This is a genomic window from Streptomyces sp. NPDC057900, from assembly GCF_042887885.1.
Classification (GTDB): domain Bacteria; phylum Actinomycetota; class Actinomycetes; order Streptomycetales; family Streptomycetaceae; genus Streptomyces.
This window is the reverse complement of sequence record NZ_JBHVOI010000002.1, coordinates 1,272,195-1,295,075: the sequence shown is the minus strand read 5'-3', so window position 1 is coordinate 1,295,075 and position 22,881 is coordinate 1,272,195. Positions and strand designations below refer to the sequence as shown.

The following is a 22,881-nucleotide window of genomic DNA, read 5'->3' as shown; positions in this document are numbered from 1 at the left end:
ACGTGCGTGCGCACTGGAGTAGGCAGGGGGGAGCCGCTGGGGAGGTGTTGGCTCGGAGCCGTCGCACGGATGGGAACCTCTGTCGGCCAACACGAAACCCCGGTCGCGTCCTCGGCTGGGGCCGTCTGTCAGACCGGATCGCTAGCATGCGAAACATGGCCATCAAAATTGAGAACGTCGGCATCGCCGTTCGCGACCTCGAAGCAACGATCTCCTTCTTCACCGACCTCGGCCTCACGGTCCTCGGCCGTGACACGGTCAGTGGTGAGTGGACCGACACCGCCGTCGGCCTTGATGGCAATCACGCCAGGATCGCGATGCTCCAGACGCCGGACGGTCAGGGTCGTCTTGAGCTCTTCGAGTACATCCACCCCGAGGCGATCGAGACGGAGCCGACGCTTCCCAACGAGATCGGCATGCATCGCGTCGCCTTCTCGGTCGACGACATCGACAAGGCCCTCGAAGCGGCCGCGAAGCACGGATGCCATCCGCTTCGTGGTGTGGCGACCTATCAGGACGTCTACAAGCTCACGTACCTCCGAGGCCCCAGCGGCATCCTTGTCATGCTGGCCGAAGAGCTGAAGAAGGGCTGACGGGCCCGCGCAGGACCGGAACTGACGACTGATCGGTTCACACGGCTGCTGTGCGAACCGGCTTTCTACGCGGACGGGGTGGGACGATCAGTGGGTTCGTGTCACCGAACGCTGGTGCGGAGGGGTTGAATGCTCACCTTGTCGGCGGTTGCCGAGAACCCGCTGGTCCTGACGCGGTCCGTGAGGCTGCTCGACGGTTCGGAAGTCGCCTTCCGCCCGCTCACGCACGGCGACGCAGACGATCTGGCCGCCTTCCTCGATGGGTTGTCGGCCGCATCGAAGAGACTGGTTACGTTCGACGGCTACGACCTCGCCGCTGCCCGCGAGCTCTGTGACGCGATCGCCCGTTACGACAAGCTGAGGCTGGTGCTCTCCGAGGCGACCGGCAGGATCGTCGGCCTCCTGGAACTGAGCCTCGATCTGCACCCCTCGGACATCGCCCGCTACCGCAAGGCCGGCGTCTCACTGACGGCGGCAGACTGCCGCTTCGGCGTGACCCTGGCTGACGACTATCAGGGGAAGGGCGTGGGGACACAGGTTTTCCCGCTCATCGCCGACGTCGCACGGCGCTTCGGCAAGAAGCGGATCATCCTGTGGGGCGGCGTCCTCGCCGACAACCCGCGCGCCATTCGTTATTACGAGAAGCAGGGCTTCCGGACCGTCGGCTCGTTCACCGAAGCCGACGGCGCGCGGGCACTCGACATGATCCTCGACCTGTGACCGCCACCGGGCCGGTGTCCCACAGCCCAGCGGCCGCTACCCACTGATCGCCTGTCGCGGCGCGCGGCCACTCCTCGTCGCGGTCGATCAGCCGATGGTGCGCAGTACTGCCGTCTTCGGGTGCGCGCGCAGGACCTGGATGGCCTCGTTCATGCCGTTCTCCTCGGCGTCCTTCATGTGCGCGTGGAACGCCGCCACGTTCTCCCATACCTGGATGGCGTAGAAGGCGCCCGAGTCGTCGATGTCCTCGTACTCCGTGGAGCTGATGAGGCCAGGCTTCGCCGAGGTCTCGATCGCGTGCAGCAGGGCGTGCCGTGCGTCCTTCTCCTGTCCGTCCTTGGCGTGGATCTCGATGAGGACGGTCACTGGGTCCTCGCTGCTCATGGTTGCCTCACCCGTCGTTCGCTGGTTCCGAGGCCGGAGGGGGCTCCGGAGGGCTGAATAAGAAGTGCTGGCACTTCTTATCTCTCGACCGTACATCGCGCCATAAGATGTACCAACACGTCTTGGAGGTTTCCGGATGCGGCGCAGACGGGGCAGGGCCCTTGAGGAAGCACTGCTCGATGCCGCGTGGAGCGAGCTGACAGCGCGCGGATACGCGGCGTTCACGCTGGAGGCGGTGGCGAAGCGGGCCGGCACGAGTACGCCGGTGATCTACCGCCGCTGGGCCAACAGAGCCCTCCTGGTGGAGGCCGCCGTCGCGCATGCCAGTTCCCTGCGTGCCATCGAAACCCCCGACACCGGAACACTCCGTGGCGATCTGATCGCGATCATGCGGACGGCCAACGAGTCGCGCGTCGGCCTTCTCGTCGCGACCGCGGTACTCCTCGACGGCTACTTCACCGAGAGGGGATCGAGCCCGGAACAACTGCGTGAGCACCTCCTCGGCGGCCACCGCTCCGCAGCCGAGTCCATCGTGCGGCGGGCCGTGGAACGGGGCGAGGTCGACCCCTCGATCCTGGAGCCACGCCTCGTGTCGCTTCCGTTCGACCTCTTTCGCCATGAGGTCCTGATGACGCTGAAGCCCGTACCGGAGGAAGCCATCGTCCGGATTGTCGACGGCATCGCCCTACCCCTTCTGACCAGGCCGTCGCCCCGGAAGCACGGGGGCCAGTAGGGGGCCGAGCCCCGGGCAGGACCGGACGAGGCCGGGGCATTTTGCCCGCGCATGGTTCTGGAATCTCTCTTGACATATATATAATTGCTATATGCATCAATCGTCACCCGCCTCGGGGCTCACCGACGAGCAGCGCATCGAGAGCGCGGCCCGGGGCCTCCTCAGAGGCATCGGACGACTGGCGCAGACACTCTTCCGCACAGGCGAATTCGGACTCACCCGCAGCCAGGCGGCCGTACTGGACGCGCTGGAGAACCGCCCCCTCCGGGTGACCGCGCTCGCGGCGTACACCGGTATGTCCCAGCCGCGCGTGACCGTGGTCCTGCAGAGCCTCGAAGAACGCGGCCTGGCCTCGCGCGAACGCGGCACACCCGACCGGCGTGTCGTGGAGGCGGCTCTGACGCCGGCCGGCCGGACCCTGCTCGAAGAAGGGCGCCGGCGGATGGCCGCGGCGCTCCTGAGGGGCCTCGACGCCGGTGTCGAGGACTCCGAACGCGCAGTGAGCGCCGCTCGTGACGCCCTCACCACTTTGCTGAACGCGATGGAATCGGAGACCAGTTGATCAGCCCAGGCACCGCGCCGTCGGACACGGCAACGGACCGAGCAGCACCGGCACCACCCGCCGCCACCCCCACTCCCACCTCCGCCTCCGCCTCCGCACCGGGGACGGCTGTGCCGCGTGCCGTCGCGCCGCGCCGGGTGGGCGGGCCCCGGCGGCGCTGGGACTGGGTACTCGCGGCAGATCCCGGCCTGGGTCAACTGCAGTCGGGATGGCGCACCTTGGTCGCCATGGTGACCTCCCTCGCGGTCGGCTACGCGATGGCCGGGGCCCTCGGCATCCCGGCCATGATCGGCATGATGGTCGGCGGGATGATGGGCCTGATGAGCGCCTTCGCCGTGGCCGAGAACACCTGGCAGCGGCTCACCCGGGCGATCCTCTGGATGCCGTTTCCCTACGCCTCGGTCCTGTGGCTGGCCGCCGAGCTGCACGACGACCGCCGCCTGGAGATCGGCCTGATGGTCGGTGCGCTGGCGCTGACGTTCTTCCTCGCCCGATTCGGTCAGCTGTACCTGCTCACGGGCATGATGCTCTTCAACGGCCTGATGGTCGGCATGATGGCGAACATCCCCGCGGGGATGTCGGGCAAGGCGCTGCTCGTCGCCCTGGTCTCCGCCGCGGCGGTGCTCGTGACCCGGCTGCTGCTGTGCTACCCGATGCCGCGTGAGGACCTGCTGCGCACCCAGCGCGCCTTCGTCGTCGAAGCCCGCCGGGTCGCGGACTCGGCCATCGAGGCGCTGGACCCCGACGCCGACCAGGAACGTGCCGTACGCCGCATGACGCGCGCCCTGCGCCGTCTCAACATCACCACCGTCACCATCGACGGACGGCTCGCCCAGCCGGAGGTCGCCGCCGACCCCGACATGGCCGAGCTCCTCCACCGCCACCTCTTCGACGCGGAACTCGCCCTACGGGGGATAGGCCGGGCCGTCCAGGACCTGACCGGGCTCGCGGTGCCGCCGCGTCTGCGCGAGGCACTGGTGGTCGGGCTCGTCGTCGCGCGGGACACTCCCCTCGGCAGCGCCCAGGGCCTGCGCCCCGCTGCCGAGATCATCCGCCGGCAGGCCGATGCCGTGCCGAACGACCCCGGTGCCGGGCAGGCGGAGGCCGTGGAACCCGCCTACCGCGTGGCCCAGCTGCTCGACTCCCTGGCCGGTTCGCTGTCCCACTGGCTCGCGCTGGGCTGGAGCTCCCCGCAGTCACCGGCGAAGGTCCCCTTCCAGCCGACCGTCGCCCTGGAGCGCGACCGTCCCGCCGGATCGGCTGCGGCGACGCGGCGCGTGCTCGCGGCAGGGACGGGGACCAGCTGGCGACGGGTCGTCCCCTTCGTACGCGCACCGCTGCACGCGGGAATCGCCGCCGCCATCGTCTGCCCGATCACCGACGCCATAGACCCGCACCGCTTCTACTGGGGTCTGGTCGGCGTGATGATCACCCTCTTCGGTACGAACACGACCCACGAGCGGCTGCGCAAATTCGGCCACCGCATGACGGGCACCGTGGTCGGCGCGGTGATCGGCATCGCTCTGCTCCACCTGGTGGGCCACGGTCACGTCTACGTGATGCTCACGATCATCGTCGCGGGGCTCACCCTCGGCGCCTGGGGAATGCAGCGTGCCTACGCGTTCTGGGTCGTGGGCCTGGTCGTCGCACTCGTGCAGCTGTACGGGCTGACGACGCCCGACGCGGGCATGGACCACCTGCTCGGCGAACGGCTGCTGGACAACGGTCTCGGCATACTGATCGCGACCGCGTGCGCTGCACTGATCTTCCCGCTGTCCGGCCGCAGGATCACACGGGAGGCGGAGCGTGGTTACGTGTCCGCCGTGGACGACCTCGTTTCGCAGCTGGCCCTGCGCTGGGAGGACCCCGACGCCCCCGTCCGGCTGCGCGGAGCTGCCCGCGCGGTCGACTCGGCCCTGTTCCAGGTCGTGAGCCTGGTCCGGCCGCTGGTGAGGATGCCGCTCGGGGTGCGCGGGCGTGACGCGGACAATCGCACCGCCCTGCTCACCACGGCGACCGGTCACGCCCGCGCCCTCGCGGCAGCGGCAGACATCGACATCGACCTGGCGCCCCGGCAGGCCGAACGGTTCACGCGCATCACCACCGTCCTGACCGGTTCGCTCCGGGCCCTGGAGCGCGCGCTGGCCACCGGCGAGCCCGAGGAATCCTGGCAGCGGGTCAGCCCGCTGGTACGGGAACTGAAGGCGGAGCTGGACATGGCACCGTCCGGCCCCCGCGCCGAGCGCATCCGAACGGCCCTGCGGGAGCTGGCCGCGCTCGACGATTCACTCGCCGGGTACGCCGAGCGGTGCGGGCTCACCGTGCGCAGTGCTCCGCCACAGAGCGTCGTGAGTTCGCCGATGGAACGGCGCACGCAGGCGCTCGTGGCGGAGTGGGGCACCCGACGGGCGCCCCGGGGCGCTGCCGCCTTGGAGCGATCCGCCACCGTCCCGGCAATTGCGGGTCCGGGAACTCCGGCAACGGAGACAGCCTCGCCGGAACATGTCCTGCCGACTTCTCCTCCGGCCATCCGTGCCACGCCGTCTGGCGGAGTCACCGTCACCGGAAGCATCCGGTGCGACCGGCACCCGGCGGGCTGCGCGGGATGGATCACGGTGATCAACGGGCGCGGAAAGCGGGTCGCGGCGGGGTCCGTGCAGTCTGGCCGGTACCGCGTCGACGGACTGCGGCCGGGCCCGCACACACTCATCGTGTCGGCATCCGCCCACGCCCCGCACGCGGAGCTCCTGTCCGTGCCGAGTGCGGGCGGGACCGGCCGGATCGGCCACAACATGTGGCTGTAGCGGGAGGGTTGGCCAGTCGGCCTCCCCCAGACAGCTCAGGGCTTGACGGAAGTCATACGAGACGGGGCTGACTTGAGCGAGCACCGGTAGGCAAGCGCCCCACCGGACCCATGATCGCCTTCGGCGCCGATGCCTGGCGCACGTTCATCGGCGGGCTGGGCTGAGCGTCTGCTGCGACGGGCCGGGGCCGGGGGTGGGCCACGTCTCCCATGCCCTGGACAGCGCCGCCGTACCGTGGGGCCATGAGCGCTCAGCCAGAGATCACCCGGCGCGATCCGCGTAACCGGTCCAGCGAGATCATGGGTGCCGTCCAGGGCGGGCGGTCGATCACCGTGACACGGGACGGTCACCAGATCACTGAGCTGACTCCGCTGCGGCGTCGGAGGTTCGTCCCGCGCGAGGAGTTCGTCGGTACGTCACGCACTGGTCCCGACATCTTGCTGAACGCCTTCCGCGCCGATCAGGACCGTACGGCTGAGCAGGGAACGGACGCCCCTTATGCCCGGACGACTTCAAGGCGCTCCTCACCGGGGTCCCGGTGACACGCCCCAAGGTTCTCCACGAGCGTTGAGGCGTCGGCCGCAGCCTTCGCGGCCGCAGGCAGGCGGATTCGGCACGTGCGCCCCGGCTCCCGGACGGTGCGCCACCGGGGCGATCCCGTTGCCGCACCGTCCCGGCCGCGGCTCAGGACACCGGCAGCCCCGGTGCCGGATAGCCGTCCATCAGCGCCTTCACCTCGGAGCGGACCTCCGACACCGTGGACTCGTCGCCCCTGCGGGCGGCGTCCACCACGCGGGCGATCCACTCCGCGACCGTGACCATCTCCGAGGCGGGGATGCCCCGTGAGGTCAGGGCCGGGGTGCCGATGCGGATGCCCGAGGGGTCGAAGGGCTTGCGGGTGTCGTAGGGGACGCTGTTGTGGTTGACGACGATGCCCGCGCGGTCCAGGGCCTTGGCCGCCACCTTGCCGGGGACGTCCTTCGCTGTGAGGTCGATCAGCAGCAGGTGGTTGTCCGTGCCACCGGAGACGAGGTCGAAGCCCCGGGCCGTCAAAAAGCCTCCGGCGTGCGGGCATCGTCGGTGCGCATCCGGTTCCCGAAGGACCATCGTCGTGTCCGGGAGGCACGCACCAGCTGGAACCGAACCTTCACGCCAGCCGATCCCACCGGTCAACTCCGCCGGCAACGGAGAGCCTGGGTCGTCTGCTGCTGAATGAAAGGGGCCGACACCTGGGCCTCGCCCAGACGCCGGCCCATTCGACCGTCGTGGGAATCAACCGCTGGTGACGTACCCAATCAGGGTCCGTGGAGTCACCACATCCACTGGAGCAGCGTCCACATTTGCGTTACACCTTCTTTCACCATGGGTCCAGTTGGTCATGATATCGACACCAATGATCCGGCCGAGCGACCCTGACCGACTGGGGCCGAAGGACCCGAACAAGCTCGCCGGTTGGAGCGATTCTGCAATAAGTCTTACGCCAACTCCCTTATCTCGCAAGGGATTTCACAACAGACCGGCCGACACCCGGGCAGCATCCGGAAGCGATATCCACCCCGGGCGTTCCCGGTCGACGGAGTCGGCCCCACTGCCCCGAACGGACTGGTGAGCGCTCAGACATCCACCTACCGGATATACAAGGACAATACGCCGATTCATACCGCAATACCACGCGAACCTCCCCCGCCCGAAAGGCCCTTGGTCGATTCTTGGTCATTACATGCCCCGTACATGAAGCGTTCCTCGCCAGAGTGGCGCATTACATGTGCACATCATTCGGCACATGCTCCGCACGCGAGACCCACATCGCAGGGGGTTACTTTGAGAATCAGCCGCGCCGGACGACGCGCCGGGCTGAGCATGGCAGCGACACTGCCACTGCTCGCCGGGGCGCTCGCCCTCGGGATACCCAACGCAGCAGCGGACTCCGCACCGAGCGGCCGGGATGCGCTGCAGGGCACCAAGCCGGCCTGGGCCACTGCCGCGGCCGACCAGGGCGCCACGGCCGACAGTGGGAAGGTCGCCGTCCGGGTCCACCTCGCCGGGCGGGACGCGAAGGGGCTGGCCGCCTACGCGGCCGCCGTCTCCGACCCGCAGTCGGCGTCGTACGGGAAGTACCTGAGCGCCGCGCAGGCGCAGGCACGGTTCGGGGCGACCCAGGGGCAGATCGACCGGGTCAGCCAGTGGCTCAAGTCGAGCGGGCTGACCGTCACCGGCGCCAACCAGCACTACGTGTCGGCCACCGGTGAAGTCGCCCGGACCGAGAAGGCGTTCAGCACCCAGCTGCGCAACTACCGTAAGGGCGCCCACACCTACCGCGCCCCGGCCTCCACCGCCTCGGTGCCGGCCGCGCTGAGCGATGACGTGCTCGCCGTATCGGGCCTGGACAACGCGCCGCGCAAGTCCAGCCACGACGAGGTGCTGCCGCCGCCGGACGCGGTGTTCCGCAACTCCGGTCCGATGTCGTCCTACTACGGGTCCAAGACCGCCTCCAGCCTGCCGAGCGCCTACGGGGCCAAGGTGCCGTACGCGGTCAAGGGCTACACCGGCAAGCAGCTGCGCGCCGCGTACGGGGCCGGGAGCTACACCGGCAAGGGTGTGACCGTCGCCATCACCGACGCGTACGCCTCTCCCACCATCGCCGAGGACGCCACCAAGTACGCCAAGCGCAACGGCGACGCGCGTTACAAGCGCGGGCAGTTCAGCCAGGTGCTGCCGGACGACTACACGAAGACCGAGGAGTGCGGGGCCTCCGGCTGGTACGGCGAGGAGACCCTCGACGTCGAGGCCGTACACGCCGTCGCACCCGCCGCGGACATCGTGTACGTGGGCGGCGCCTCCTGCTACGACGACGATCTGCTGGACTCGCTCACCAAGGTCGTCGACCACCGGCTCGCGGACATCGTCTCCAACTCCTGGGGCGACGTCGAGGCCAACCAGACCCCCGACCTGGCGCTCGCGTACGACCAGGTGTTCCAGATGGGCGCGATCGAGGGCATCGGTTTCTACTTCTCCTCCGGCGACAACGGCGACAACGTCGCCTCCACCGGAACGAAGCAGATCGACGTCCCCTCGAACTCCGCCTGGGTGACCTCGGTCGGCGGTACGTCGCTGGCCGTCGGCAAGCACGACACGTACAAGTGGGAGACCGGCTGGGGAACCACGAACGCTCCCCTGTCGGCAGACGGAAAGAGCTGGAAGGGCTTCCCCGGCGCCTACACCTCGGGCGCGGGCGGCGGCACCAGCTCCACCGTGGAGCAGCCGTTCTACCAGCGCGGCGTCGTCCCGGACTCGCTGGCGAAGGCCAACGGGAAGACCCGGATGCGCACCGCTCCGGACATCGCGGCCGTGGCTGACCCGAACACCGGCTTCCTGGTCGGCCAGACCCAGACGATGCCCGACGGATCGCTGGGCTACGACGAGTACCGCATCGGCGGCACGTCACTGGCGGCTCCGGTCATCGCCGGAGTCCAGGCCCTCTCCCAGCAGGCCAACCGGGGCAGGCCGCTCGGCTTCGCCAACCCGGCCATCTACGACCGGTACTTCACGAAGGCGTACCACGACGTGACGGATCACCCGCTGGGCAGCGGGCACGACCTCGCTGTCGCCCGGGTGGACTTCGCCAACGGGTACGACGCGGCCGACGGCCTGCTGACCTCGGTCCGGAGCCTCGGCAAGGACGCCTCGCTGTCAGCGGTGCGCGGCTACGACGACGTGACGGGTGTCGGCACCCCGGCCCCCGGATACGTGAGCTCCTACCGCAAGCACTGAGCCCGGAATCCCCCTGACGCGGGACCGGACGGCCGTCCCGGGGCACCAGCCCCGTGGCGGCCGTCTGCCCGTGTCCGCAGCGGGCGAAAGCCGTGGTCAGGCCGACGTGCGTTTGCGCGGGGCGCTCTTCGCGCTGCTCCGCTTCTTCGCTGCGGTCTTCTTCGCCGCGCTTTTCTTCGCCGTCGTCTTCTTGGCTGCCGTCCCGCTCGCGGCCGTCTTCTTCGTTGCGGGCTTCTTCTCCGCGGGCTTCTTCTCCGGGGCCTTGCTCGCCGAACGTTTGCCGCCCTTGTGGTCGGCCATCGAGGTGACCTTCGCGACCGGCGCGTCCTCGCCGTCCCCGCGGGCCTCCTTCGCCGCCCGAACGCTGCTCTCCAACGCCGCGACCAGGTCGATCACCTTGCCGCCGGTGTCCTCGGGCTCCGCCCGCCGCGGCACCTCGCCGGCGGCCTTGGCCGCCACGAGCTCCTCGACCGCCTCCCGGTAGTCGTCGTGCAGCGAGTCCATGTCGACCTCGCCGAGCGTGGCCATCAACGCGTCGGCCAGGTCGAGTTCGGCGTCGCGCACCTTCACACCGGACTCCGGCGCGATGTCCTGCGCGGGCCTGATCTCGTCCGGCCAGAGCAGGCCGTGCATCGCGATCACGTCCTCGACGACCCGCAGCATCCCGAGGCGCTCTCGCCCGCGCAGCGCGAACTTCGCGACGGCGACCTTCCGGCTCCGCTTCAGTGCCTCCCGCAGCAGGGTGTACGGCTTGGCCGCCGGGACCCCGTTGGCGGAGAGGTAGTAGGCCGTGTCCATCTGGAGCGGGTCGATCGCGCCCGCCGGTACGAAGGCGACGATCTCGATCGTCTTGGCCGTCGGCAGCGGCAGCGAACCGAGATCCTCGTCGGTGATCGGGATCACCGAGCCGTCGGCGTCCTCGTAGCCCTTGCCGATCTCGGCGGACGGCACCTCTTCCCCGTCCAGCTCGCACACCTTGCGGTAGCGGACCCGGCCGCCGTCGGTGAGGTGGATCTGGCGGAAGGAGACCGAGTGGTTCTCGGTGGCGTTGATCAGCTTGACCGGGATGCTGACCAGCCCGAAGGAGATGGCGCCATTCCATATGGACCTCACCGGTCACCCCTTAGAACCTATATACGCCTATCGATACGTTTTGCGTGTGATCCTTATCTTATGTCGCCTATCACCGAGGTGGAGGGGCGGCGCCTGACGCTCAGCAATCTGGACAAGGTGCTGTATCCGGCCACCGGCACCACCAAGGGCGAGGTGCTGCACTACTACGCGGCCACGGCCGCCGAGGCGCTGCTGGCGCATCTGCGGGAGCGGCCCGTGTCGTTCCTGCGCTATCCGGACGGACCGGACGGGCAGCGGTTCTTCACCAAGAACCCGCCCCCCGGTACGCCGTCCTGGGTACGGACCGCGCCGGTGCCGCACCACGACGACGAAGGGGCCAGGCAGATCGTGGTGGCGGATCTGGCCTCGCTGATGTGGGCGGCCAACCTGGTGGTGGAGTTCCACACCCCGCAGTGGCGGGCCGGTACGCCGGGGGTGGCCGACCGGCTGGTGTTCGACCTGGACCCCGGAGCGCCCGCGAGCGTCGTGGAGTGCTGCGAGGTCGCTCTCTGGCTGCGGGAGCGGCTGGCAGAGGACGGCCTGGAGGCGTACGGGAAAACCTCGGGCTCCAAGGGGCTGCATCTGCTCGTACCGCTGGAGCCCACGCCGTCCGGGCGGGTGTCGGCGTACGCGAAGGGGCTGGCCGTCCGGGCGGAGCTGGAGCTTCCGGAACTGGTGGTGCACCGGATGAAGCGGGCCCTGCGGCCGGGGAAGGTGTTCGTCGACTTCAGCCAGAACGCCGCGGCGAAGACGACCGCCACCCCGTACACCCTGCGCGCGCGGGCCGAACCCACCGTCTCCGCGCCGGTCACCTGGGCGGAGATCGAGGCGTGCCGCAGCCCCGGTGAGCTGGTCTTCCTGGCCGGTGACATGGCGGAACGGCTGGCGCGGTACGGGGATCTGCTCGGGCCGCTCAACGAGCCGGACCGGGGCCGTCCGGTCCCGGACACCGCGTAGGGCCTTCCGCGGTCCGCGGCATACCGCACCGTTGCCGTTGTTGTCATGTCCAAAGGTAAAAGGCCGCATGTGGCGGGTGGATTGTCCGAGCGGTGGTGCACACTCTGCGCAGACACTGCTTCGTGGAGACGGCCTCACCCGCGACGCCGCCGGCAATCGTGGGTGAGGCCGTAAGGCGTGGGGAGGCGATGGCGTGTTCGCCGGGATCGACGAGGTCGACTGGGCCTCGATGGAGCATGCCTACGGGCCTGCCGATGATGTGCCCGGCCTGCTCCAGGGCCTCGCGTCCGCCGATCCGGCGGAGCGCGAGGGAGCGCTGGACGGCATGTACGGGGCCGTGCACCACCAGGGTGACGTCTACGCGTGCACCCTCGCCTGTATCCCCTTCCTCTTCGAGCTGGTCGTGGACCCGGCGGTCCCGGACCGCGGCGGCATCGTCGAGCTGCTCACCAGCATCGGTGGCATCGACCTCGACGAGGACGACGAGGACGAGATGGACGAGGACGAGATAGAGGGCGCGGCGAACTACGCCATGGCGGCGGCGGCCGTCACCGCCGGGGCCGGGGTCTTCTTCGCGCTGATGGCCGACGACGACCCGGGGGTACGGGTCTCCGCCCCGCTGGCCCTGGCCACCCTGCACGGGAACCCCGCGCTGGTCCTGCCGCTGCTGCGGGAGCGTCTCGCGGTGGAGCGGGACGAGGAGGTGCGGCTCGCGCTGGTCGAGGCGGCCGGGCGGGTCGCACTGCGCCACCGCCCGCTGACCGACGAGATCGCGGACTGGCTGAGCCGGCTGGCCGCGGAGGCGTACCCGCCGGGGCTGCGGCTGGCGGCCCTGGCCCAGCTGGCGCGCTGCGCACCGCAGGCGCTGCCGGGCGATGTGGTGCGGGTGGTGGCGGGCCTGCTGCGGCAGCTGCGGTCCTCTTCGGCCGCCGGGGACGCGGAGCCGGGGTGCCGGTCCGCCGGGGCGCACAGCGAGCCGGAACCGGCCGGGGCGGAGGAGCGGGCCGCTCCGGTGACGCTGGTGGGGCAGTTGCGCGCGATGCCCGCAGAGGAGAGCGCGGGCCGCACCGCGCCCTGGACGGCCGATCTGCTGCGGACCCTGCACGTCGGGCTCGACGACCGGGTCGCGGAGCGGACGGCGCTGCTGGCCGATCAGCTGTGCAGCCCCGACCGCTGGCAGCGCATCGACGCGGTCCGCATGAGCGGCGGGCTGATCCGGGCCTGGCGCGGCTCCTACGCGGAGCTGGTGCGGCTGGTCGGCGAGCAGCTCGGTGCCGCCGAGCCGAGGCTGGCCGAGGCCGCCTCGCACGTGCTGGAGGAGCTGTTCGGCCTGGCCGCACCGGCCGCCGACGCGCTGGCCGCCCGGGTCGCGGCGGATCCGGGCGCGTGGGTGAAGGAGTGGGCGAGCGGGCCGCCGGGGCTCGGCAGCCCGGTGAAGGCGCTGTCCCGGCTGGGCGACGCCCGCGTTCTGCCCGCGCTGGCCGCGGCGCTGGAGCGGCCGGAGGTGCCGCACGACGTGGGGTCCGCCATCGGTTATCTGGGCCCGGCGGCCCGGCCGCTGGCCGGTGCGCTGCGGCGCAGGCTCGGTGAGGTGGGCCTCGACGAGGGGGCGTACGACCGGGCGAGCCCGCTGCTGGCCGGGCTGACCGCGCTGCGGGCGGGCGAGGCGGCTCCGGAGGTGCTGCGGGTGCTGCGCGGGGCTCCGGAGTACCGGGGCGAGTGGCTGCGCACGGCGGCGCTGCGGGCGCTCGGCTCGTTCGGGCCCGCGGCGTGGTGCGCGGTACCGGAACTGCGGGCGCTGATCCGGCGGCCCGGCACCTCGGCGGCGACGGAGGCCGCGGAGGCGCTCTGGGCGGTCGACGGGGACGCCTCCGCCGTGCTGCCCGTCCTGATCGAGGGGCTCCAGGCGGACCACGCGCACGAGCGGCGGGCGGCGGCGAGCGCGCTGGGCCGGCTCGGACCGCTCGCCGGGGTGACGGCGCCCCGGCTGCGGGCGCTGCTCGGGCACGAGGAGCTGTGGCTGCGGGTGGACGCGGCGATCGCCCTGTGGGAGGTTTCCGGGCGGGCCCGGGAGTCCGTTCCGGTACTCCTGGCCGCCTGGGAGCAGAACCGCCATGTCAGGGTTCGGGTGGCCGAATGCCTGGCGCGGATGGGGGCCGCTGGTGCAGGCTCTGACGCGGCACACGTGCTGCGCGCCGAGCTCACCTCCGTACGCCGTCACAACGCGATGGACGGCGGCTACGGCAGCCATGACACATACGAAGACGAGAAGTTGCTGGCGCTCTGCCGCCGGGCGCTCAGGGGTAATACGGGGAAGGGACCCACAACATGATCATTTTCGGTACGCGAGGCTATCTCTACCAACTGGCCGTCATGACGATGGTCTGCGGCTGGTGCGGGAATCCGTCCGCGCACACCCTGCGCAAGCGGGTCACGAAGTTCACGCTGTTCTTCGTGCCGCTGTTCCCCTTCTCGACGAAGTTCGCCACGCAGTGCACGTTCTGCGGTGGTGAGCAGCGGATACCCAAGGAGCAGGCCGAGCAGCTGATGGCCCAGCACGTGGCGTCGCAGGACGGCAACCCGTTCGGGCAGGGGCAGGCGCAGGGCCAGCCGGGCTTCGCGCCGGGAGCGCCGGGCCAGGGACAGGGACAGGGGCAGAACCCGTATCAGCACTGACGTATCAGCACTAAATACGCATAAGTGACTTCCCCCCGAATAAGGTCTGTGGAGCCGGGGCCGTGCGCGAGCGCGTGCACACGGCTCGACGGACCTCGGGAACGGAGAATGCCATGCGTGCGCAGCACCGGGCGGCGGCGCTGCTGGCCGGCGCCGCCCTGCTGACCGGGTGCGGCACCGGCGGCGGGCTGAAGAGCACCGGACCGGTCCCGGACGCCATCGGCCCGGCCCGCCTCTGGCCGGAGCTGCCGCCCGCCTCCGCCGCTCCGTACGACTACGGCGAGGGCGAGACAGCGCACATCCCCGGCATCACCGTGCCTGGCGGTGATGTGCACCGGCTGGACCCGGTGGCGGTGGTGCAGGCGGGCCTGAAGGCGCGCCCCGACCGGGCCAGCGGTACGGACGAACTCCCGGCGGCGGCGGTCCGCCGGATCAACGCCTGCCGGACCGCGCCGGACGACTGCCCGGTGCTCGCGCCGTACTACCGCGATCTGACGGGCGACGGCAGGGACGAGCTGGTCCTCGCCGTGAAGCTGGCGGACCGCCAGCTGTCCGTACGGGTCTACATGCCGGAGGCGAACGGGCTGACCCGGATCATGTCCACCTCGGACGCGGTGATCAGCGTGGAGCTGGCGGGCCGGGACCTGATCATGCGGGCGCCCTCGGCCATCACGGGGTACGAGTACCGCACGGCCTGGTCCTGGGACAGCAGGCAGCGCGCCATGCTGCCGACCCAGGACGGGATCCTGCGGATGACCCCGCAGCCGGAGCCCGGCCGCCGCCACCCGCGGCCCCGGCGCCCCACCGAACGGCCCGGCGAGCTGCCCTCCGCCGCGCCGACGGCGCCGCCTCCCACCGCACGGCAGAGCGCCGCGCCCACCGCCGCGCCCTCGGCGGCCGTCTCCGCGGAGCGCCGGTGAGCCGGCCGGTCGCGGCCGGGCGGCGCGGGCCGCGGATGCCCGCCTGGACCGCGACGCTGACCTGGAAGTCCGCGGTCTTCATCACCGTGATGTGCTGCGTGCTCGCGGCGCTGCTGGGCGTGCTGGTGCACACCGCGGTCACCCGCCAGACGGTGGGCCACGCCCGCGAGAAGGCGCTGGCCCGGCTGACGGACGTGACCGCCGCCTACGAGGCGGGCGAGGCGCTCCCGCCCCGGTCCGGCATCGATCCGCCGGGGCTGCCCGCGTCGCTGCGCGAGCTGGCGGTGGACGGGGAGCGCGGCACCATGGTCGCGGAGCTGCTCGGCCGCCCGACGATGTGGGCCGCCGCCCCGGCCGACGGCCACGCGCTGGCGACCCACATCGACTACAGCCAGAGCGCCCGCACGATCAACGGCCTGGACGGGGCGATCATCGGCTCCTCGCTGCTGGCGATCGGCGCGACGCTGCTGGCCGGCGGGTTCGCCGTCACCCGGGTGACCCGGCGGCTGCACCAGACCGCGCGGGTGGCCCGCCGGATCGGGGCCGGCGACCTCGACGCCCGCGTCAACGATCCCCGTACGGCCGGCCCCTCGCGGCGTCAGGACGAGGTGGCGATCGTCGCCGGGGCGCTGGACACGATGGCCTCCGCGCTCCAGCGCAAGCTGCTGGCCGAGCAGCGCTTCACCGCCGATGTCGCGCACGAGCTGCGCACCCCGCTGACCGGCCTGTCGGCCGCCGCCGAACTCCTGCCGCCCGGCCGTCCCTCCGAGCTGGTCCAGGACCGGGTCCGGACGATGCGCGCCCTCACCGAGGACCTGCTGGAGATCTCCCGGCTCGACACCCGTACCGAGCAGGTGGACCTGGCCGTGTACGAACTGGCGCCGCTCGCCCGGCGGGTGGTGGCCGCCTCGGGCACCGGGACCGAGGTCGACATCGTCGGGGACGGGCCGCCGGTGCGCGTCGAGACGGACCGGCGGCGGCTGGAGCGGGTGCTCTCCAATCTGATCAGCAACGCGCACCGGCACGGCCGCCCGCCGGTCGTGCTGACGGTCGACGGGCCGGTGGTGACCGTGCGCGATCACGGCGGGGGCTTCCCGGACTATCTGACGGAGGGCGGTCCGCAGCGCTTCCGTACCGAGGGCGGCAGCAAGGGGCACGGTCTCGGGCTGACCATCGCCGCCGGGCAGGCCGGGGTGATGGGCGCCCGGCTGGCCTTCGAGAACGCGGCGGACGGCGGGGCGGTCGCGCGGCTGACGCTGCCGGAGTACGTATCCCGCGAGGACGGGGGCGAGCGCGAGGACGACCGCGAGGACCAGCAGAACGGGAGGAACGACCGGAAGGAGCCGCCCGGACCACACTTCTGACGGCACGCCACCCCGGCCCCACGAACCTCCGTACTATGACATAAGCAAAATAACCCCCACCTCTTGCTACGTTGCGTGGCATGACCGCAACGACAGCGGACGCACCCCCGCCCGAGCTGCGCCTGCCCAAGCGGCGCGGCGTGGAACTCTCGCTCCTCATCGGGGCCGTCCTCATCTCCGTCTACGGCTACGCCGCCGTCGGTCTGGCCAGGAACGACGCGGTCCCGCCCGATGTCGCCGGGTACGGCGGCGGCCTCGGGCTGCTCGCCCTGCTGGCCCATCTCGCCGTCCGCTTCCGGGCCCCGTACGCGGATCCGCTGCTGCTGCCCATCGCCGTCCTGCTCAACGGGCTCGGGCTGGTGCTGATCTACCGGCTCGATCTGGAGACCCCGAAGGACCAGGCGGCGACCACGCAGCTGGTCTGGTCCACGCTCGGCGTCGCGTTCTTCATCGCGGTGGTGGTGTTCCTGCGCGACCACCGGGTGCTCCAGCGGTACGCGTACCTCTCGGTCGCCGCCGCGCTGGTCCTGATGATCGTGCCGATCTTCTTCCCCGCCGTGAACGGCGCGAAGATCTGGATCAGGATCGGCGGATTCTCCTTCCAGCCGGGCGAGTTCGCCAAGATCCTGCTCGCCGTGTTCTTCGCCGCCTACCTCGCCGCGAACCGTAACGCCCTCGCGTACACCGGCCGCAGGATCTGGAAGCTCCAGCTCCCCACCGGCCGGGTACTCGGCCCGATCGTGGCGATCTGGCTGTTCAGCGTCGGAGTCCTGGTCCTGGAGCGCGACCTGGGCACCTCGCTGCTCTTCTTCGGCCTGTTCGTGATCATGCTGTACGTGGCGACCGGCCGGACCGGCTGGATCGCCGTCGGGCTGCTGCTCGCTGCCGTCGGCGCTTTCGTCGTCGGCTCCTTCGAACCGCATGTGCACAGCAGGGTGAAGGACTGGATCGACCCGTTCGCCTCCATCGACGCGGGCCGGGGGCCGAGCCAGCTCGCCCAGTCGCTGTTCGCCTTCGCGGCGGGCGGGATGCTCGGCACCGGGCTCGGGCTCGGGCACTCCATCCTCATCGGGTTCGCCGCGAAGTCCGACTTCATCCTGGCGACGGCGGGCGAGGAGCTGGGCCTGACCGGGCTGACGGCGATCTTCATGCTGTACGCGCTGCTGGTGGCGCGCGGCTACCGGGCCGGGCTCGCCCTGCGCGACTCATTCGGGCGGCTGCTCTCGATCGGTCTCGCCTCGATCCTGGCGCTCCAGGTGTTCGTGATCGCGGGCGGCGTGATGGGGCTGATCCCGCTGACCGGCATGGCGATGCCGTTCCTCGCCCAGGGCGGTTCGTCCGTGGTCACCAACTGGATCATCGTGGCGCTGCTGATCCGGGTCAGCGACCAGGCCCGCAGACCCCACCCGGACCAGGTGGAGACCGGAGTCATCGCACCCATCCTGGAGGACGAGCTGTGACCCCGTACGCGCCGACCGTCCGGGAGGCCCGGCCGTGATCCGCTACATCCGGCGCGCCGCCGCCTTCTGCCTGCTGCTGCTCGTGGCGCTGCTGCTGAACGCCGCCCGCGTCCAGGTCTTCGAGGCCCCCTCGCTCGACGACAACGCCGCCAACCGCCGTAACACGATCGACCGTTACGACCAGCCGCGCGGCAACATCCTGGCCGACGGCAAACCCGTCACCGGCTCCGAGGACACCCACGAGCAGCTCGCGTACGAGCGGACCTACCGCTACGGACCGCTGTACGCCCCGGTGACCGGATATGCCTCGCAGACGTACGGCACCACCCTGATCGAGAACGCCGAGGACGACATCCTGTCCGGCGCCGATCCGATGCTCGCCCCGCTCCCCTTCTGGAACGAGATCACCCGCAGCCGGCAGCCCGGCGGCGACGTCGCCACCACGGTCAAGGACTCCATGCAGCGCGCCGCCTACGAGGGGCTCGGCGGCCGGCGCGGTGCCGTCGCGGCCATCGAGCCGACGACCGGCAAGATCCTGGCCCTGGTCTCGACGCCCTCGTACGACCCCGGGCGGCTCTCCGGCACGGGTTCGTCCGTCACCGACGCCTGGCGGGAGCTCAACGCGGACACCAGTCAGCCGATGCTCAACCGGGCCATCCGGCAGACCTATCCGCCCGGCTCCACCTTCAAGATCGTGACGGCGGCGGCGGCGCTGGACGCCGAGGTCGTCACCGACCCGGACGACGCCACCGACACCCCCTCCCCCTACGTCCTGCCGGGCACCTCGACGACGCTGCCCGACGAGGCGAGCGGCTGCGAGGACGCGTCCCTGGCCGAGGCGATCCGGGTCTCCTGCAACACCGTGATGGCCCGGCTCGGGGTGCGGGTCGGCCTTGACGGCATGGTGGAGGCGGCCGGGAAGTTCGGCTTCAACGACACCGGGCTGAGGATTCCTTCCGGGGTGGCGAAGAGCAACTTCGACACCGACATGAGCGACGACCAGCTGGCCCTGTCCTCGATCGGCCAGTTCGACACGACGGCGACCCCGCTCCAGATGGCGATGGTGGCCTCGGCCGTGGCCAACGGCGGCGAGCTCATGTACCCGCACCTGGTGGACCGTACGACCACGCACAGCGGCTCCACCGTCCGCACCACGGGATCGCGCACCTACCACCGGGCGATGAATCCGCAGACGGCCTCCGAGCTGCGGCAGATGATGATCGACGTGGTGCGGGACGGCACCGGGGGCAACGCGGCCATCGACGGGGTGACGGTCGGCGGCAAGACCGGCACGGCCCAGCACGGCGTCGACAACACGGGTACCCCGTACGCCTGGTTCATCTCCTGGGCGCAGGCGGAGAACTCCGCCCGGCCGGCCGTCGCGGTCGCCGTGGTCGTCGAGGACGCGGCAGCCGACCGGGCCGACATCAGCGGCGGCGGCAGCGCCGCGCCGATCGCACGCTCCGTCATGGAGGCGGCGCTGGCGGACTGACGGGGACGCGCGTGGCGTGGCGGGCCGGACAGCCGGTCAGCGGCCGGTCAGCCGGCCTGTGCGCCGCCGATCGGTTTGCGCGACTCGGCCCTGACCTTGGCGGTGGCCAGCGCCGCCTTTTCGAGGTCGACCTTCTCTGGGTCCTGCCTCGCGGTCTCCGGTGTGACGACGGCGACGAAGGACGCCGTGTTGTCGTCGCCCCAGGCGCACATGGGCAGGGTGCTGCTGAGCACGCCCTCCTTGGAGCTGACCACCTGGCAGGCCACGGTGATGTCGTATCCCTCGGGGGTGAATTCCCTGGCGGGCACGGCGATGGTCATGCCGTCGTTCTGGGCGGCTCCCTCCAGGATCTTGTCCCGGGTGTTCTCCGGTCCCTTGATCCGTCCCCACGTGCCCGAGACGATCAGGGTGCCCCCGGCGGACGAGGTGTACTGCGTGACGACGGCCTTGGCGTCGCGGATGCTCGGGTCGTAGGTCTCCTCGATCTCCCGGCCGTCGGTCGCGGAGGAGTCCTTGAGCAGCGTGTACTCGCCGTCCAGCAGCTTCTTGGGCACGGTCAGTCTGTACTCGGCCGCCGGAAACCCGCGCCCGGCCACCGACTCCCCGACGGCGGCCAGCTTGGCCACCCCGAACACGATGCCCCCGGCCACCACGACCGCGCCGACGGTTATCCCCACGATCAGCCCGGTCCGGCTCTTCCGGGGCGGCGGCGGCCCCTGCGGATAGCCGAACGGCTGCGGCGGTCCGTACGGATAGCCGAAGGGCTGCGGTCCGTACGGGGCCTGCGGGGGCTGCTGTCCGTACGGGTTGCTCTGCGGGGGCTGCTGTCCGTACGGAGTCTGCGGGGCGTACGGGCCGGGCGGTGGTCCGTACGGGCCCTGCGGGGGCTGGGGCGGCGGCGTGGTCATGGCGCCCAAGTTACGTCATGCGGGCGAACACCATTTCGAACCCGGGGCCTTCTCGACAGGGCCGCCGACACGGCGCGGACTCGCCTCCGCGGCCCGGGAATTCATCGGCGGACGCCCGGGCGGACCGCCTCCGCCCGGTTGATCTCGGCCGCCGGGTAGGGCGTCCGCCTGCTCACCCCGAGCAGGCGGCGGTGGAAGCCGTCCAGGGCCGCAGCGGCCGCCGCGTGCCGGTCGAGGACCGCGGCGGCCTCGGGCGGTACGCCCTCGGGTCGGTCGCCCGCGATCCATCGCCGCAGGAACCCGGCGTCGCAGACCTCGTCGAACAGGTGGTGGCGGATCAGGTGCCCGGCGACGTAGTGGCGGTCGTACGCGAGGTGCCCGGCCAGGAACGCCGACTCCTCCGCGGAGAGTTCGAACCCGGTGCTGAGGGCGAGGCCGAAGTCCGCGAAGCGGATCGAGTGGCCGTCGGTCAGGATGTTGCCGAAATGGGCGTCGAAGTGGACGAACCCCCGGGAGCCCATGAAGTCCGCCCCTCGGGCCAGGGCCGCGTCCAGCCACTCGTACGGCGGGCCCTCCCCGCCCTCGCGGGCCGCCGCGCGCCGCTCGCCCAGCCAGGCCGCGAGGGTCTGCGGCACATGCTCCAGGAAGAGCACCAGGCTGGCCGAGGCGCCGGCGATGGCCTCCAGCCGGTCACGTACGGCCGGGGAGCCCTCCCAGTGGGCGACCGCCCCGTCGATGCCCCCGAACTGGCCCGTGAAGTCCGGCGGGGCCGAGTCCGGCAGGACGCGCCAGTGGTACATCAGCGGAAAGTCCGGGCAGGCGTCGCCGAGCACCCAGTTGGTGGTGATGGTGTGCGCGGCCAGCTCCCGCCAGGCGCCGAATCCGGCCGAGCCGATCCCGTACTGGTAGAACAGCGGCAGCCCGAAGAGGTTGGCGGTCGACCGCACGTTCTCGGGCCGCAGTTCGAGGTCGGTCAGCGGCACCCGTTTGACGAAGACCCGCCGCCCGCACACGTTCAGCTCCGCCGACCTCCCGCCGATGCCTTCTCCGGTCGGCGTGGCCGCGTGGACGAGTTCGCGGAGCCGGTGGTCGCTCAGCAGCGACAGCCGGGTGGAGACGGCACCGTAGTCGGCCAGCCGGTCGGCGTGCCGGTCGGGCCGGTCCGGCGCCCGGCCGGCCGCGTGGTCGTTCTCGCTCATGCGGCCGACCCTAACCGGCGGCGGTACCAGGGGAGTCAGCCCTCCGAGGACGCCGAGGCCGCCGAGGCTTCCCTAGGACGCCGGCTGATCCGCCGTCCCGCCGTCCGCTATCGCCTCCGCGACCTCCGCGACCCGCGCGTGCTCCTCCGCCGCGAAGCGGTCCCGGTCCAGCTGTTCCGCGATCTCTTCGTCCTGCGCCATCAGCAGGTCCAGGCTGGAGTCGCCCAGTTCGAGGACGCCCATGTCGACGTAGGCCTTCTGGAGCCGCTCACCCCACAGGCCGATGTCCTTGACGCACGGGACGATCCGGCTGAACAGCAGCTTGCGGAAGAGCTGGAGGAACTCGGAGTGCTCGGAGAGCTCCTTGGCCTCCTGCTTGCCGATGCCGAAGTTCTCCAGCACCTCCACCCCGCTGAGCCGGTCGCGCATCAGGTAGCAGCCCTCGATGACGAACTCCTCGCGCTCGCGCAGTTCCGCGTCGCTCAGCTGCTTGTAGTAGTCGCGCAGCGCCATCCGGCCGAAGGCGACGTGGCGGGCCTCGTCCTGCATGACGTAGGCGAGGATCTGCTTGGGCAGCGGCTTGGTCGTCGTGTCGCGGATCATGCCGAACGCGGCCAGCGCGAGGCCCTCGATGAGGACCTGCATGCCGAGGTAGGGCATGTCCCAGCGGGAGTCGCGCAGGGTGTCCCCCAGGAGGCCCTGGAGGTTGTCGTTGACCGGGTAGAGCATCCCGATCTTCTCGTGCAGGAACCGGCCGTAGATCTCCGCGTGCCGGGCCTCGTCCATGGTCTGGGTCGCGGAGTAGAACTTGGCGTCCAGATCGGGGACGGACTCCACGATCCGGGCCGCGCAGACCATCGCGCCCTGCTCACCGTGGAGGAACTGGCTGAACTGCCAGGAGGTGTAGTGCTGACGCAGCTCGCCCCGGTCTTTCTCGGTCATCTTCGCCCAGTGCGGGGTGCCGTACAGGGTGAGGGCCTCGTCCGGGGTGCCGAGCGGGTCGGTGGGGTCGACCTCCAGGCTCCAGTCGATGCGCTTGTTGCCGTCCCACTGCTTGTCCTTGCCCTTCTGGTAGAGGGCGAGAAGGCGTTCGCGGCCGTCGTCGTAGTCCCAGCTGAAGCGGGCGGCTCCGGAGGCGGGCACGGTCCACAGCGGCTGGTCGGGGGCGGTGGTGTAGAGGTCGTGGGTCGACATGGACGGCTCCTTCGCCTCGCATGCTTCGGCA

19 protein-coding genes and 1 pseudogene are annotated in these 22,881 nt (G+C 71.0%); 14 read left to right on the top strand and 6 right to left on the bottom strand.

Going from position 1 to position 22,881, the window contains the following annotated elements:
• Positions 1-155 precede the first annotated feature (155 nt).
• Positions 156-593: a VOC family protein gene (locus tag ACFVQ0_RS13175; RefSeq protein WP_390087334.1), complete on the top strand. Its 438-nt coding sequence runs from the start codon at positions 156-158 to the stop codon at positions 591-593.
• 129 nt (positions 594-722) lie between these two features.
• Positions 723-1,313 carry a GNAT family N-acetyltransferase gene (locus ACFVQ0_RS13170; protein WP_390087332.1) on the top strand — a complete coding sequence of 197 codons (591 nt, stop codon included), beginning with the start codon at positions 723-725 and terminating at the stop codon, positions 1,311-1,313.
• An 87-nt stretch (positions 1,314-1,400) separates the two neighbouring features.
• On the opposite strand, the gene ACFVQ0_RS13165 is transcribed toward ACFVQ0_RS13170, so the two are convergent.
• Positions 1,401-1,697, bottom strand: coding sequence for a putative quinol monooxygenase (locus ACFVQ0_RS13165; protein ID WP_390087330.1), 297 nt, complete (start codon positions 1,695-1,697; stop codon positions 1,401-1,403).
• A gap of 136 nt (positions 1,698-1,833) precedes the next feature.
• Between ACFVQ0_RS13165 and ACFVQ0_RS13160 the strand changes: the two genes are divergently transcribed.
• The 4 genes from ACFVQ0_RS13160 to ACFVQ0_RS13145 all read left to right on the top strand — a co-directional run bounded on the left by ACFVQ0_RS13160 (position 1,834) and on the right by ACFVQ0_RS13145 (position 6,338).
• A complete protein-coding gene (locus ACFVQ0_RS13160) occupies positions 1,834-2,430 on the top strand; it encodes a TetR/AcrR family transcriptional regulator (protein ID WP_390087328.1) in 597 nt (198 codons plus the stop codon).
• Between the two features lie 91 nt (positions 2,431-2,521).
• Positions 2,522-2,992, top strand: a complete 471-nt coding sequence (locus tag ACFVQ0_RS13155) for a MarR family winged helix-turn-helix transcriptional regulator (RefSeq protein ID WP_390087326.1) — start codon at positions 2,522-2,524, stop codon at positions 2,990-2,992.
• A gap of 227 nt (positions 2,993-3,219) precedes the next feature.
• Positions 3,220-5,796 (top strand): FUSC family protein, encoded by a 2,577-nt coding sequence (locus ACFVQ0_RS13150; protein ID WP_390087324.1) that lies wholly within the window; start codon positions 3,220-3,222, stop codon positions 5,794-5,796.
• A 242-nt stretch (positions 5,797-6,038) separates the two neighbouring features.
• Entirely contained in the window at positions 6,039-6,338 is a 300-nt protein-coding gene (locus ACFVQ0_RS13145) for a prevent-host-death protein (RefSeq protein WP_390087322.1), read from the top strand.
• 142 nt (positions 6,339-6,480) lie between these two features.
• Here the strand turns inward: ACFVQ0_RS13145 and glyA are convergent.
• A pseudogene (glyA, locus tag ACFVQ0_RS13140) lies at positions 6,481-6,858 on the bottom strand (serine hydroxymethyltransferase); the annotation flags it as partial.
• Positions 6,859-7,656: 798 nt separating this feature from the next.
• On the opposite strand from glyA, the gene ACFVQ0_RS13135 reads away from it, so the two are divergent.
• Complete coding sequence (locus ACFVQ0_RS13135) at positions 7,657-9,567, top strand: protease pro-enzyme activation domain-containing protein (protein WP_390087320.1); 1,911 nt, start codon at positions 7,657-7,659, stop codon at positions 9,565-9,567.
• Between the two features lie 96 nt (positions 9,568-9,663).
• On the opposite strand, the gene ACFVQ0_RS13130 is transcribed toward ACFVQ0_RS13135, so the two are convergent.
• Positions 9,664-10,680 (bottom strand): Ku protein, encoded by a 1,017-nt coding sequence (locus ACFVQ0_RS13130; protein WP_390087318.1) that lies wholly within the window; start codon positions 10,678-10,680, stop codon positions 9,664-9,666.
• 60 nt (positions 10,681-10,740) lie between these two features.
• On the opposite strand from ACFVQ0_RS13130, the gene ligD reads away from it, so the two are divergent.
• The 7 genes from ligD to ACFVQ0_RS13095 all read left to right on the top strand — a co-directional run bounded on the left by ligD (position 10,741) and on the right by ACFVQ0_RS13095 (position 19,549).
• Entirely contained in the window at positions 10,741-11,637 is an 897-nt protein-coding gene (gene ligD, locus ACFVQ0_RS13125; protein WP_390087316.1) for a non-homologous end-joining DNA ligase, read from the top strand.
• A gap of 193 nt (positions 11,638-11,830) precedes the next feature.
• Positions 11,831-13,969: a PBS lyase gene (locus tag ACFVQ0_RS13120; RefSeq protein WP_390087314.1), complete on the top strand. Its 2,139-nt coding sequence runs from the start codon at positions 11,831-11,833 to the stop codon at positions 13,967-13,969.
• Positions 13,966-14,313 (top strand): zinc-ribbon domain-containing protein, encoded by a 348-nt coding sequence (locus ACFVQ0_RS13115; protein WP_390087312.1) that lies wholly within the window; start codon positions 13,966-13,968, stop codon positions 14,311-14,313. Before ACFVQ0_RS13120 ends, ACFVQ0_RS13115 begins: the two co-directional genes overlap by 4 nt.
• Positions 14,314-14,426: 113 nt before the next feature.
• Entirely contained in the window at positions 14,427-15,233 is an 807-nt protein-coding gene (locus tag ACFVQ0_RS13110) for a hypothetical protein (protein WP_390087310.1), read from the top strand.
• A 35-nt stretch (positions 15,234-15,268) separates the two neighbouring features.
• Entirely contained in the window at positions 15,269-16,597 is a 1,329-nt protein-coding gene (locus ACFVQ0_RS13105) for an ATP-binding protein (RefSeq protein WP_390087809.1), read from the top strand.
• 80 nt (positions 16,598-16,677) lie between these two features.
• On the top strand, positions 16,678-18,057 hold the full coding sequence (locus ACFVQ0_RS13100; RefSeq protein ID WP_390087308.1) for an FtsW/RodA/SpoVE family cell cycle protein: 1,380 nt from the start codon (positions 16,678-16,680) through the stop codon (positions 18,055-18,057).
• 34 nt (positions 18,058-18,091) lie between these two features.
• Positions 18,092-19,549, top strand: coding sequence for a peptidoglycan D,D-transpeptidase FtsI family protein (locus tag ACFVQ0_RS13095; RefSeq protein WP_390087306.1), 1,458 nt, complete (start codon positions 18,092-18,094; stop codon positions 19,547-19,549).
• A 47-nt stretch (positions 19,550-19,596) separates the two neighbouring features.
• On the opposite strand, the gene ACFVQ0_RS13090 is transcribed toward ACFVQ0_RS13095, so the two are convergent.
• The 3 genes from ACFVQ0_RS13090 to ACFVQ0_RS13080 form a co-directional block, all read right to left on the bottom strand.
• A complete protein-coding gene (locus tag ACFVQ0_RS13090; RefSeq protein WP_390087304.1) occupies positions 19,597-20,457 on the bottom strand; it encodes a hypothetical protein in 861 nt (286 codons plus the stop codon).
• A gap of 101 nt (positions 20,458-20,558) precedes the next feature.
• Positions 20,559-21,656 carry a protein kinase family protein gene (locus tag ACFVQ0_RS13085; protein ID WP_390087302.1) on the bottom strand — a complete coding sequence of 366 codons (1,098 nt, stop codon included), beginning with the start codon at positions 21,654-21,656 and terminating at the stop codon, positions 20,559-20,561.
• Positions 21,657-21,728: 72 nt separating this feature from the next.
• Positions 21,729-22,850 carry a ferritin-like domain-containing protein gene (locus ACFVQ0_RS13080; RefSeq protein ID WP_390087300.1) on the bottom strand — a complete coding sequence of 374 codons (1,122 nt, stop codon included), beginning with the start codon at positions 22,848-22,850 and terminating at the stop codon, positions 21,729-21,731.
• Positions 22,851-22,881 lie beyond the last annotated feature (31 nt).

What these genes read in the sequence shown, in the direction of transcription:
- ACFVQ0_RS13175 (WP_390087334.1), top strand. Translation starts at nt 156, where the DNA reads ATGGCCATCAAAATTGAGAACGTCGGCATCGCCGTTCGCGACCTCGAA.
- ACFVQ0_RS13170 (WP_390087332.1), top strand. Translation starts at nt 723, where the DNA reads ATGCTCACCTTGTCGGCGGTTGCCGAGAACCCGCTGGTCCTGACGCGG.
- ACFVQ0_RS13165 (WP_390087330.1), bottom strand. Translation starts at nt 1,697, where the DNA reads ATGAGCAGCGAGGACCCAGTGACCGTCCTCATCGAGATCCACGCCAAG.
- ACFVQ0_RS13160 (WP_390087328.1), top strand. Translation starts at nt 1,834, where the DNA reads ATGCGGCGCAGACGGGGCAGGGCCCTTGAGGAAGCACTGCTCGATGCC.
- ACFVQ0_RS13155 (WP_390087326.1), top strand. Translation starts at nt 2,522, where the DNA reads ATGCATCAATCGTCACCCGCCTCGGGGCTCACCGACGAGCAGCGCATC.
- ACFVQ0_RS13150 (WP_390087324.1), top strand. Translation starts at nt 3,220, where the DNA reads ATGGTGACCTCCCTCGCGGTCGGCTACGCGATGGCCGGGGCCCTCGGC.
- ACFVQ0_RS13145 (WP_390087322.1), top strand. Translation starts at nt 6,039, where the DNA reads ATGAGCGCTCAGCCAGAGATCACCCGGCGCGATCCGCGTAACCGGTCC.
- ACFVQ0_RS13135 (WP_390087320.1), top strand. Translation starts at nt 7,657, where the DNA reads ATGGCAGCGACACTGCCACTGCTCGCCGGGGCGCTCGCCCTCGGGATA.
- ligD (WP_390087316.1), top strand. Translation starts at nt 10,741, where the DNA reads ATGTCGCCTATCACCGAGGTGGAGGGGCGGCGCCTGACGCTCAGCAAT.
- ACFVQ0_RS13115 (WP_390087312.1), top strand. Translation starts at nt 13,966, where the DNA reads ATGATCATTTTCGGTACGCGAGGCTATCTCTACCAACTGGCCGTCATG.
- ACFVQ0_RS13110 (WP_390087310.1), top strand. Translation starts at nt 14,427, where the DNA reads ATGCGTGCGCAGCACCGGGCGGCGGCGCTGCTGGCCGGCGCCGCCCTG.
- ACFVQ0_RS13105 (WP_390087809.1), top strand. Translation starts at nt 15,269, where the DNA reads ATGCCCGCCTGGACCGCGACGCTGACCTGGAAGTCCGCGGTCTTCATC.
- ACFVQ0_RS13100 (WP_390087308.1), top strand. Translation starts at nt 16,678, where the DNA reads ATGACCGCAACGACAGCGGACGCACCCCCGCCCGAGCTGCGCCTGCCC.
- ACFVQ0_RS13090 (WP_390087304.1), bottom strand. Translation starts at nt 20,457, where the DNA reads ATGACCACGCCGCCGCCCCAGCCCCCGCAGGGCCCGTACGGACCACCG.
- ACFVQ0_RS13085 (WP_390087302.1), bottom strand. Translation starts at nt 21,656, where the DNA reads ATGAGCGAGAACGACCACGCGGCCGGCCGGGCGCCGGACCGGCCCGAC.
- ACFVQ0_RS13080 (WP_390087300.1), bottom strand. Translation starts at nt 22,850, where the DNA reads ATGTCGACCCACGACCTCTACACCACCGCCCCCGACCAGCCGCTGTGG.